The organism is Vibrio toranzoniae (genome assembly GCF_024347655.1).
Lineage (GTDB): Bacteria > Pseudomonadota > Gammaproteobacteria > Enterobacterales > Vibrionaceae > Vibrio > Vibrio toranzoniae.
Map to the genome: position 1 here is coordinate 1,877,129 of NZ_AP025514.1, position 11,502 is coordinate 1,888,630.

General features: G+C 43.8%; 7 protein-coding genes. 2 read left to right on the plus strand and 5 right to left on the minus strand.

Features of this window, described 5'->3' with window-relative positions; all coding sequences use genetic code 11:
* Positions 1-126: 126 nt before the first annotated feature.
* The 4 genes from fabV to OCU50_RS08260 all read right to left on the minus strand — a co-directional run bounded on the left by fabV (position 127) and on the right by OCU50_RS08260 (position 7,766).
* On the minus strand, positions 127-1,329 hold the full coding sequence (gene fabV / locus OCU50_RS08245; protein ID WP_017057559.1) for an enoyl-ACP reductase FabV: 1,203 nt from the start codon (positions 1,327-1,329) through the stop codon (positions 127-129).
* A 209-nt stretch (positions 1,330-1,538) separates the two neighbouring features.
* Positions 1,539-3,821 (minus strand): acyl-CoA dehydrogenase, encoded by a 2,283-nt coding sequence (locus OCU50_RS08250; protein ID WP_060467936.1) that lies wholly within the window; start codon positions 3,819-3,821, stop codon positions 1,539-1,541.
* Between the two features lie 55 nt (positions 3,822-3,876).
* Positions 3,877-4,506 carry a TetR family transcriptional repressor PsrA gene (gene psrA / locus OCU50_RS08255; RefSeq protein WP_060467937.1) on the minus strand — a complete coding sequence of 210 codons (630 nt, stop codon included), beginning with the start codon at positions 4,504-4,506 and terminating at the stop codon, positions 3,877-3,879.
* 437 nt (positions 4,507-4,943) lie between these two features.
* Complete coding sequence (locus OCU50_RS08260; protein ID WP_060467938.1) at positions 4,944-7,766, minus strand: VCBS domain-containing protein; 2,823 nt, start codon at positions 7,764-7,766, stop codon at positions 4,944-4,946.
* A gap of 301 nt (positions 7,767-8,067) precedes the next feature.
* Between OCU50_RS08260 and OCU50_RS08265 the strand changes: the two genes are divergently transcribed.
* Entirely contained in the window at positions 8,068-9,375 is a 1,308-nt protein-coding gene (locus OCU50_RS08265; RefSeq protein WP_060467939.1) for a TolC family outer membrane protein, read from the plus strand.
* Complete coding sequence (locus OCU50_RS08270) at positions 9,375-9,986, plus strand: OmpA family protein (protein WP_060467940.1); 612 nt, start codon at positions 9,375-9,377, stop codon at positions 9,984-9,986. The genes OCU50_RS08265 and OCU50_RS08270 overlap by 1 nt, the downstream gene beginning before the upstream one ends.
* A 205-nt stretch (positions 9,987-10,191) precedes the next feature.
* Here the strand turns inward: OCU50_RS08270 and nhaA are convergent, their stop codons facing one another.
* Complete coding sequence (gene nhaA / locus OCU50_RS08275) at positions 10,192-11,355, minus strand: Na+/H+ antiporter NhaA (protein WP_060467941.1); 1,164 nt, start codon at positions 11,353-11,355, stop codon at positions 10,192-10,194.
* Positions 11,356-11,502 lie beyond the last annotated feature (147 nt).

Here is an 11,502-nt window from a genome sequence, read left to right on the forward strand (position 1 = left end):
TCTCACTTGATCTTAGAGCTCTTCGCAACTCGAATTCCCCATCTGATCTTTACCTCTTTACTCAAACAACAGACAAAAAAATAGGCGCTCAATGAGCGCCTATTTCATTTGAATCGATTGTTGGAATTAGATGTCAGCTACATCAAATTCAACCGCTGGGTTGACGTCAGCTTCGTAATCAACACCTTCAACACCGAAACCAAATAGCTTCAAGAACTCTTCTTTGTACTCTACGTAGTCAGTCAGCTCTTTTAGGTTTTCAGTTGTGATTTGAGGCCATAGGTTACGACAATGCTCTTGAATGTCGTCACGAAGTTCTAGGTCATCTAAACGTAGACGGTTCACTTCATCCACTTCTGGCGCGCTGCCGTCTTCTTTGTATAGACGCTGGCTGAACATACGGAAGATCTGTTCCATACAACCTTCGTGAATACCTTCTTCACGCATCTTCTTGAACACCATAGCGATGTAAAGAGGCATAACAGGGATTGCAGAACTTGCTTGAGTCACAACAGACTTAAGAACAGCAACGTTAGCAGTACCGCCAGTTTGGCCTAGTTTTTCGTTTAGCGCTGACGCTGCACGATCTAGATCCATCTTAGCTTTACCTAGCGCGCCATCCCAGTAGATTGGCCACGTTAGTTCAGTACCGATGTAGCTGTAAGCAACAGTCTTACAACCGTCAGCTAGAACACCCGCTTCAGAAAGTGCGTTGATCCAAAGTTCCCAATCTTCACCGCCCATTACAGTAACAGTGTCTTTGATCTCTTCTTCAGTAGCAGGCTCAACGCTTGCTTCGATGATCGCATCTTTGTTTGTATCTACAGCTGTAGATGTGTACGTTTCGCCGATAGGCTTAAGAGCTGAACGAATTACTTCGCCAGTCTCTGGCATTTTACGCACTGGAGACGCCAGTGAGTACACAACCATATCGATCTGACCTAGATCTTCTTTGATCAGGTCAATTGTTTTCTGTTTTGCTTCGTTAGAGAAAGCATCGCCGTTAAGGCTTTTTGAATACAGGCCTTCTTCTTTAGCTAGCTTGTCGAACGCTGCTGAGTTGTAAAAACCAGCTGTGCCAGGTTTTTTCTCAGTACCGGCTTTCTCGAAGAAAACACCGATAGTTGAAGCGCCGCCACCAAATGCAGCCGCAATACGTGAAGACAAGCCGTAGCCACTTGAAGAGCCAACAACGAGTACACGTTTAGGTGCGTTTGCGATTGGGCCTTGAGCTTTTGTGTAAGCTATTTGTTCTTTTACATTAGCTTCACAACCGACTGGATGTGTTGTAGTACAGATGAATCCGCGAATTCGAGGTTTGATGATCATATTCAACTTCCTTAAAAAATCAGGTTAAGGATAAGAGTTTCGTGCGCAAATGGCATCTAATTTCTGTAAAAATGTGGTGAAAATGCAAGTGGTTGGATCACTCAGCTCATATTTGCTGACTAAGTCACCATTTGTTAACGCGTCTACTGAGACTTCTACGACAAAAACAAAAAAGGCACCTTATTAGGTGCCTTTTATCATTTCTTTATCTAAGCAACGCTATTTAGCTTAGGTTTTAACTCTTTTCGCGTCAAAGTTTCACTAAAGTCATGACTGAAGTGGTCAACTTGAATTGCTGTATAACGTAGTTTATCAGCAGCAACAATTTGGTCGACTTCTTCTTGAGTAAGTACACCTGCTGCAAGTGCTTGAGCCAGTTTGTCTGCCAGCAAGCCTTTACGAGCCACTTTGCCCTCTTTCACTGCTTTGAAGATCTTACGCTCTAGAGGCTTAATGCTGTACATCGCATTGAAAGCATTCTCCATAAGGCCAACACTATCATCCTCTTCCTTGCCGATGTAGCAAAGGTGAGTTAGACGTTCACGGTGTGCACCCGGAGTCATCAAGCTTTCAGCCAGTTGTACCGTTAGGTTATCATTTGGTTTTTCAAAGTGGTTGCCCACAGGGAAAACGAGACCTTTCAGCACTTTCCCAACCATCTTGTTCGGGAAGTTTCTGTACGCTTCTTGTAGAGATTTAGCCGCGTTGTGGAAACAGTGTTGAACCGCGTAATGTACGTAGTCTAGGTCAGCTTGTTGACGACCTTCGTCTTCATACTTCTTAAGCGCAGCAGACGCCATGTATAAGTAACTTAGACCATCACCCAAACGTGCAGAGATAAGCTCTTTACGTTTCAGTTCACCACCTAGTGTCAGCATTGCGAAATCCGCACTTACAGCAAGCGCACGGCTTAAACGAGTCAGATCTTGGTAGTAAGGCTTCGTTGGGCCACTCATGTCGGCTTTAATGAACTTAGAGCCCGTTAATGCCGCACCAAAAGCACCGAACGTGTTTTTAGTTGCGTGTGAGATGTGCTTGAACAACAATTTATCGAAATCCTTCGCACCTTGCTTCTCATCAGGGTTCGCTGCTGCTTCCATTTCGCTCAATACGTATGGGTGACAACGTGTCGCACCTTGGCCGAAGATCATCAGGTTACGAGTTAGGATGTTCGCACCTTCTACTGTGATAGCAACTGGAATACCTAGGTAAGGCGCAGCCAAGTAGTTCATTGGTCCATCTTGAATTGCACGACCTGAGTGAATATCCATTGAATCATTCAGAATCGTACGCGCCATCTCTGTCATGTGGTATTTAGCGATAGCCGTTACGATACCCGGCTTCTCTTTCATATCGAGTGAAGTAGTTGTCAGCGTACGAGTTGCTTCTAGTAGATACGTTAAACCACCAATACGGCCTAGGCTCTCAGCAACACCTTCGAACTTACCAATCGACATGCCGAACTGCTTACGAACATAAGCGTATGCGCCGGTCGTTTTCGCTGTTAGGTGGCCCATCGCCGTACCAAGTGCGGGTAATGAAATACCACGACCTGCAGACAAACATTCCACCAGCATACGCCAGCCTTTACCTGCGTAATCTGCGCCACCGATTAGCCATTCCATTGGGATGAATACATCGTGACCGCGTGTTGGACCATTCATAAACGCAAGGCCAAGTGGATCATGACGCTCGCCAATCACAACGCCTTCATGCTCTGCCGGGATTAGCGCACAAGTGATACCGATGTCTTCCTTGTCGCCAAGCAGCTTCTCTGGATCGTGCAGTTTGAAAGCCAGACCAAGTACCGTCGCCACTGGTGCTAGCGTAATGTATCGCTTATTCCAGCTAAGCTTGATGCCTAGTGTCTCTTTGCCTTCGTGCATTCCCATACATACCGTACCGACATCAGGGATACCACCCGCATCAGAACCTGCTTCAGGGCCGGTTAATGCGAAACATGGAATATCTGTACCGTCAGCAAGACGCGGTAGCCAGTAGTCTTTCTGATCTTGAGTACCATAGTGAGACAACAGCTCACCAGGACCAAGAGAGTTTGGAACCATGACCGAAACCGCAGTACTGATACTGCGAGTCGCAATCTTAGTTACGATAGTCGAGTTGGCGTGTGCTGAAAATTCACGACCGCCGTACTCTTTCGCAATAATTAACGAGAAGAAACGCTCTTTGCGTAAGAAGTTCCACACCTCCTCAGGAAGGTCTCGATCTTCTTTTACGATTTGGTGGTCATCGAGCATAGCAAGCAACGTTTCAAGTTCATTATCCATGAACGATTGCTCTTCTGCTGTCAGCTGAGGTTTTGGATATTGGTGCAGCTTAGTGAAATCTGGTTTACCAGAAAACAGCTCTCCGTCCCACCAAACACTACCCGCTTCCATCGCTTCTTTCTCGGTGCTAGATAATGGTGGTAGTACTTTTTTAAAGAGTTTAAAAGCTGGGTCACTTACCCATTTTTGTCTTAGAGAGCTCATAGTTCAGATCCTTTTGTTCACTATTTTGGTTGTGAATGTTTCGCTTTTTATTGTTTTATTCTTCTGCTGACATGCCAGCGGCCAAGTATGGAATAAGAATATCGACCACTGCTTTGGCATCTATTCGCTTACCGTAATCATTCTCTGCAATTTCAACGAGAGCCTGACTGGAAGCCATGGTGAAAACACAAGTCCCTAGGGTGAAGTGCAATCGCCAAAATAACTGTTCTTGAGTGAGGCTCGGGTTAGCTTTCATTACTGAGCTGGTAAACAGAGTCAGTACTTCACTGTAGCGAGTTGTAATGAACCAACGCAAGTGCCCTTGCACATCCGTATAGCCTCTGCCGATCAGTAACATAAATCGACTTGTGCCATTAGGCCTAACATCATTAAGGGCTCTTAGTGGTTGCCTTAAAGACTCAAACACATCATTCATAGAATACGTTTCGTCCAAGTTTAAGTTCACCAAAGCGTCTTGCAGTGCTGGCATAAATGCCTCTAAATAACGATTGAGAACTGCACGAACCAGAGTTTTCTTATCGCCAAAGTGGTAATTGACCGAAGCTAAATTGACATTGGCTTTACCTGTAATAGTGCGTAAAGAGGTGTCATTGAAACCGTGCTCAGCAAATAAGCCTTCAGCTACATCTAAGATTTTGTCTTTGGTTGTACTTCTTGGTGCCATTTCAATCACTCGTATTAAACAACTGTTTGAAATATACGCCCAGTACATTTATTTAACAAGCAAGCAACATCACATTTTCACAAATTGGTCGTACCAGTTGATAGGATTCAACACTAACCAATTGAATAAACGTGTGTTTACAAAAAAAGAAAAAATTAATGAATTTTCGTGGAACTGAAATCGAATTGGAAGGTCATAATTATATAGAAAACAGAGTATTTAGAAGTTTAACAGGCCGTCAAACTTGCTTCTCCCTGGTTTCTTAATTACTGCATTTTCCTTATTAACTCCTATACTTGTATCCGCCCAAACCACGTTGGTTTGGGCTTTTTTTGCCTATAATTCAGGCGATTTTTGTTCGGCTACTCCTGATCGCAAAAGGCCCCCGAAACCGAGGGCTTTCATTACGTCAAGCCATAGAACATTCCACGTGCCTATTAGGCTGCATCGTTTTTGATAAGTTCACTTAGCGCAGAAAGGCTATCAAAGTTGTTATCAACAACATAGTCGCTTAATTGATCCTTTACAGATTCTAAAACGATAGTTTGGTCGCCACTATCATGCTCAATGCTCATAACCAAGTTATCACCTTGTAGAGCGACATCTATTTCCGGAATCAGCTCATGAATAGAGTCATTGCCTGTAGCATCTAAAATATCACGAAGCTCAAGCAAGTCTTCACCGACACTGAACTCTTTGACCACATCGACGCTGTTGTCGAGAGCTGAGTCTAACCACTCGAAAACATTTTCTTCATCATTTCCAATCAAGATATCGTTACCCAAGTTAGCAGCAAAATCTGACGATTCAGGATCGCTAATCACTTGGTGAGGGGCCGCACCTTCGACATTGAGCGTTACAGTCTCAACGCTACTTACCTCACCTGTCGAATCAATGACTTGATAGTCAAAGCTATCTTTTGTGACTTCTAAATCACCACCAATGTATCTAAGCTCCCAGCTTCCTTTAGGATTTGAGAACTCGACTTTCTCTATTGTCTGATTAGGAGACGAGTGCGTGAACTCGTAGAACAAGCGATCAACACCAAGCTCCCCGGGTTCTTTCTCATACTCTACCGTTTCATAGCCCCCTTCAACAAAGTGGAAAGTGGCTCTCACAATGTTAGGATTGTCTTCCTCGAATACAGGGCCTAATCCATCCAGACCAAATCGAACTTGAGAAATCGGGTTTTCTGAAAAATCTAAGGTAAGAATCTCACCTTTATTAACACCACGACCATCACTATCTCCAATCCCATACCCTACATGGCTCTCTTCTGCGTTGTATTGTTTTAGCGGTTTGTCATCAGGGTTATGAATCTCAACAAAGATGGAGTTGCCATTAGTAAGTTCGACTTCTCGCCTCATGCCACCAGAACCTACCACTTCTCCTCCCCAGTTATAAAAACCATCTTCAGACACAGGAGTATCCGCGGTTGGTTCATCTTTTATACCCAGTAGGAAGTCAGCTCCTGCCCCCGCTACATAACTGATACCGGTATGATCAAATTGAGTGACACCGACATCGCTTTCCACCACCTCACGAGTGACACCATTACTACTTGTATAGAGAAGCGTTCCTGTTATAGGAAGATCTTTAACTATGATGTGTAGATCAATACCATTGTAATCATCCTCAACATCAGAAATTCGATCTTGATAAGCTATCGCTGAATTGAAGGTAATGTTCGTCTCGACACCACAATAATCAATAACATCTTCATTATTGTCATAACCACCTACCGACGTGTCTACAACTCCTCCATCCACTTTATCCTCACAGACCTGACCGCTTCCAGGTGTATCAATACTGAAGCTTGTCGCCTCAGGTGCATCATTAGTACCGTTGATAGTGATTTCTATAACGTGCTCAATACCATCAGTTGAAGTGACAGTGAACAGCTCTGTAATTGTTTCTCCTGTGTTGAGGAATTGAACTAAATCATTTTTAACGGAATACGTCCAATCACCACAGGCTGTAATGGTCAAAGTACCGAGCGCACTACCACTTGTAGAGCCAACAGGTTTAAATTCACCGGTTGGATTAAAAACAGGATTATCATTAGTGTCTGGGTCACTAATAGTCAGCGACCCCGTCGTTTCAAGAACGTTCAGCTCTTCATCCACCACACCCACGTCTTCAGTGACGCTGCCCATGTCACTGTTTCCTTCTCCTACAGTGATTTCGGATGGATCTTCAGCTCCGTTAATAGTGATCGTCACTTCGCTTGTCGTGCCGTCGTCAGCTGTCACCGTGTATACTTCAGTGACAAACTCATCATCGTCTAGGTGTTGCACGTCATCATTATTAACAGCATAGGTCCAGCTGCCGTCAGGTTCGATGGATAACGCACCGAATTGCGATACATTAGTCGAGCCCTCAAGCTTAAATTCACCATCAGGTAAAAAGGTAGGAGAGTCACTGTCTACATCGGTAATCGTAACCTGACCAGACGTCACCAGTTGGTTGGTAATTTCATCAACATTAATGTCCTCGGTAACACTGCCCAACCCACCAGTCGCAACAGCAGCATCATCGGTACCAATAATGGTAACAGTAATAATTTGTTCACCTCCATCAGAGGTTTGTACTGTGGTCGTATCTTGTATCTGTGCCCCATTTCCAAGCGCATTGAATGGACTGTCAGCAACGAATACCCAAGTACCGTCCTCGTTAACGGTAAAAGTACCGAACCCGCTGTCACCTGTAACCTCTTTTTCGGCGAAAGATACACCCGGTTGGTTAAGCGTTAGTGACCCACCAGTTTCTATAGGTTCATCTTGTTCAAACTCAATCGCATTGGTATCTCCCGATATTAGAGCCAACGCAATAATGTCAAACAACGCGAGACTTTGGGTCTCTGATAACCCTTGAGACTCAAAACCTTCTGTTTCAAAGTTAGTTTGAGCGAGAATCTCGGTACCAGTTCGTTCTATTCTTCCGCTGTTGGTTAAACTCGAACCTTGCTCACCGGCTGCGGTATCAAACTCATCTCCTAACTCAGTTGGGTCAAACCCCTCTCCAATCGCACGTTGAACCTGTGCAATTGCGTCATCAATATCTAAATCGTTCTGTTGTTCTTGAGCATCAAAAAATCGAGCTGAAACACTTGGCACACTTGTATCGTCAGTACCTAGGCTTATGACAACATCACTCGAAGCTGGTTGTTCACCCGGAGCCAATCGACGTAATTTTCCTTGTGCGTCAAGCACAACACTTACGTTGGCAAGGCCTAGAATATTTAGGTTGATATTTCCCATATCTAAATTCCTACTTCTACCCAGAACATACCAAACGCGGGTCCAACCCACTTTTCATTATGGCTGTCTCGTACTGTAAATTTAGTACCTCCACTATTGATAATCCACTCATTAGCAAAACAAAGTTCGCAAGTTTTAAATTAATCAATAACCATAGCGACTTACATTCAAAAATAAATCAGCAAACTTCGCATTTTTTTTCACATGTCCTAAGCTTCGTTTATACAGCCTGTCTCTCAACGAAGCAGAAAATACTGCTCCGAGAATGGTCAAAACATATAAAAGTAGAAGGAGAGCTACTTTGAAATTGTTTAAACTATCCATCATGTGTTGCTTAGTTGCTACAACACCGCTTGCCGCTCAAACTCTAGAACAGTCTGTTGCGATCACCTTGGCAACGAATCCAGAGATAAAAAGTATATTCAATGAGTATGTGAGCGTAAAAAAACAAAATGACGCCTCTGGTGGCGCTTATAAGCCTAGTATCGACTTAGATGCAGGTATCGGTTACGAAGGTATAAACCCAGCACCAAATAACGGACCTGATACGGATCTAACCAGAAAGGAAGCAACGATATCCCTCACTCAATTATTATGGGATGGTTCCGCGACTCTATACGACATTGATCGCACCGCCGCTGAAGCCGAATCGGTTCGCTTACAATTGCTCGCAGACGCCGAAGACAAAGCACTTGAGGTGACCCAAATCTATCTAGATGCAGTGAAAGCGACTGAGGTATTAGCCCTATCGGAAAGTAACCTAGCCATACACAAAAAAATCTATCAAGACATCAAAAAACGAGCTAATTCTGGTATAGGCTCAACGGCAGACGTTTCCCAAGTAGAAGCTAGGATCGCAAAAGCTCACGGTAATTTATTGGCTGCGCAAAATAATTTGATTGATACCCATACCCAATTTAGACGAATTGTGGGTCAAGAACCGCTAGGCTTAGTTTACCCGAGAGCTGATATCTCTATGCTCCCTTTGTCATTAACAGACGCCATCGTTGATGCTTTGGATAAGCACCCAGTCATCAAAGTCGCTTCTGCAGATGTTGATTCAGCATACTTCCAATACAAGCAGTCGAAGGGAGTGAATTACCCCACTTTCTCTATTGAAGCATCTCAATCATGGCGTGATGACGCTGGAGGGGATGAAGGTTCGAGCCAAGAAACACTGGCAATGTTAAGAATGCGATACAACCTCTATAATGGTGGTACTGACAGTGCGAACTCTGAATCGGCGGCTTACCAACTGAACAAAGCCAAAGATCTAAGAGACCGTGCTTATCGACAAGTAGAGGAAGGCCTTCGCCTATCTTGGAGTGCATTGGACCTGACGTTGCAACAAAAAAACTTCTTATCTGACCATGTAGATTCAGCTTCAGAAACCGTTATCGCTTATGAGAAACAGTACCGAATAGGTAAACGTACGCTCCTTGATCTGCTTAACACCGAGAACGAATTATTTGAAGCCCGTAAAGATTACTTAGATGCCCATTACTCTGAACAGTACGCTAAATATCGTGTAATGAACGCTACCGGTTCTCTATTGAATGCTCTACTGGTCGATATACCAGACGAGTGGACAACGGCCGTGGAGTATTAATGATGAAGATACCTTACTTATTACTTTCCGCATTAACATTAACGTTATGCGCATGCTCTAACCAAAATGAAGAGACCTACATAGAAACGCCGGAAGCAGAACAGATTTCCGACCTGCAAGACGATGATAACGATGGCGTAGTTAATGCTCGAGACACTTGCCCTGGCACACCTGAAACGTCACTCGTTGATAATGAAGGTTGTGGAGAGACAGTTCGCTCTCAAGATGTCAGACAGTTGAGAATCCTGTTTGCCAATGATTCGTTTGAAGTTAACCCGGTCTTCTCTGATCAAATCACGACCATGGCTGAATTCTTAGAAACCTATCAAAGTGCGTCTATTGAGATTCAAGGTTACGCCAGCAAAGTGGGGGCTAGTGAATACAACTTAGAGTTATCGAAAAAACGCGCTCACCAAGTTGAAGATGAATTGCTATCAAATGGTGTCGACCCGAGTCGAGTGAGAGTTGTTGGTTACGGTGAAGAGCGTTTAGAAAAAGACGGTGATGACCCTATGTCTCACGCACTAAATCGAAAAGTAACGGCGACGGTAGTGGGGCTAAGTGAACAAATCGTCGAGGAGTGGACAATATTTACCACGCTAGAAAAGTAGCGAGACACTCTAGCCTCTAAATATTGTGGACTTGATTTTAAGACCAACAGCACCAAGCCAAAAATGCCTGACACAACTAAATGCTAGAGAACCTAAAGAATAAGATAAAAAGCCGTGATAGGGTTACCCTACACGGCTTTTTTGTTTGTTGTCACATGAATCATCGTGAGACTCGGTTCTTGTTACTCGGTGAACCGATTACCGATTAAATTCCCACTTGCTGTTGGTTTGTTTTCGGTAGAGAAAAACGCAGTAAGATATAACCCAAAATCGCGGCAGTCGTTGACCCCATCAAGATACCGAGTCGAGCAAACGTATCAAACTCCGCGTTCGTTGGACCAAATGCCAGTGAAGAGATAAAGATTGACATTGTAAAACCAATACCGCACAACACAGATACTGCGAAGATATTCGTAAAGTTCACACCTTCAGGAAGCTTAGCGATACCAAGTTTCACCGCGCCCCAGCTAAATGCAAAGATGCCAAGAGGCTTACCAATCAATAGACCCATAGCGATACCTAGAGGCAACATACTTGTTAGGCTTGAGATTGAGATGCCTTCCAAAGAAATACCTGCATTTGCAAATGCAAAAATTGGCAATATCGCGAAAGCTACATATGGGTGCAATGCATGCTCTAAATGTTTCAGTGGAGAATGCTCCCCTTTGTTACCTTTCAGCGGGATCGCAAAACCAATGACTACACCTGCCAATGTTGCGTGAACCCCAGACTTCAGTACTGCGAACCAAAGAATTGCCCCAACAATTAAATACACACTCAGCTTAGTTACATGCTTGTTGTTTAACATGAACAGCACGCCAGTTGCGATAAAACCAATAGTTAGTGCAAGTGTTGATAGGTCGCTTGAATAAAACAGTGCAATAATGACAACAACACCCAAGTCATCAATTATTGCCAACGCAAGCAAGAATACCTTCAAGCTTACCGGCACACGGTTGCCTAGTAGAGCCATGATACCCAATGCGAATGCGATATCAGTTGCTGCTGGGATAGCCCAACCCTGTAATGCTTCTGGGTTACCAGAATTGAATAACACGTAGATAAGTGCAGGAGCTAGCATACCACCCACCGCTGCGATGGCTGGGAAGATTGCTGTTTCTTTAGACTTTAATGCGCCTTCTAAAAGTTCGCGCTTCACTTCTAAACCGATGAGAAGGAAAAACACAGCCATTAAGCCATCGTTAATCCAGTGAGACACAGACATACCAAGAACGTAACTGTGAAGTACACCTTGGTACATGTCGTTCAGTGGTGAGTTTGCTACAAACATTGCGATCGCCGCAGCGATGACTAGTATGATGCCGCCAGCAGATTCCATTTTAAAGAAGTCACGAATGACGTCGGTCATGATTTCGCCCTTATATTTATTATTTAAATAAACGAATAACAAAGAATAGCTATGAGTTTATATCCAAGCTTTAACGATAGATAATCACTTCTTCGGATGTTTAACTTCGGTTTTTCCTACAAATACTAAACAATACGTCGTATATTC

Excerpts from the sequence above, each read along its gene's own strand:
- fabV (WP_017057559.1), bottom strand. The coding sequence starts at position 1,329 with ATGATCATCAAACCTCGAATTCGCGGATTCATCTGTACTACAACACAT.
- OCU50_RS08250 (WP_060467936.1), bottom strand. The coding sequence starts at position 3,821 with ATGAGCTCTCTAAGACAAAAATGGGTAAGTGACCCAGCTTTTAAACTC.
- psrA (WP_060467937.1), bottom strand. The coding sequence starts at position 4,506 with ATGGCACCAAGAAGTACAACCAAAGACAAAATCTTAGATGTAGCTGAA.
- OCU50_RS08260 (WP_060467938.1), bottom strand. The coding sequence starts at position 7,766 with ATGGGAAATATCAACCTAAATATTCTAGGCCTTGCCAACGTAAGTGTT.
- OCU50_RS08270 (WP_060467940.1), top strand. The coding sequence starts at position 9,375 with ATGATGAAGATACCTTACTTATTACTTTCCGCATTAACATTAACGTTA.
- nhaA (WP_060467941.1), bottom strand. The coding sequence starts at position 11,355 with ATGACCGACGTCATTCGTGACTTCTTTAAAATGGAATCTGCTGGCGGC.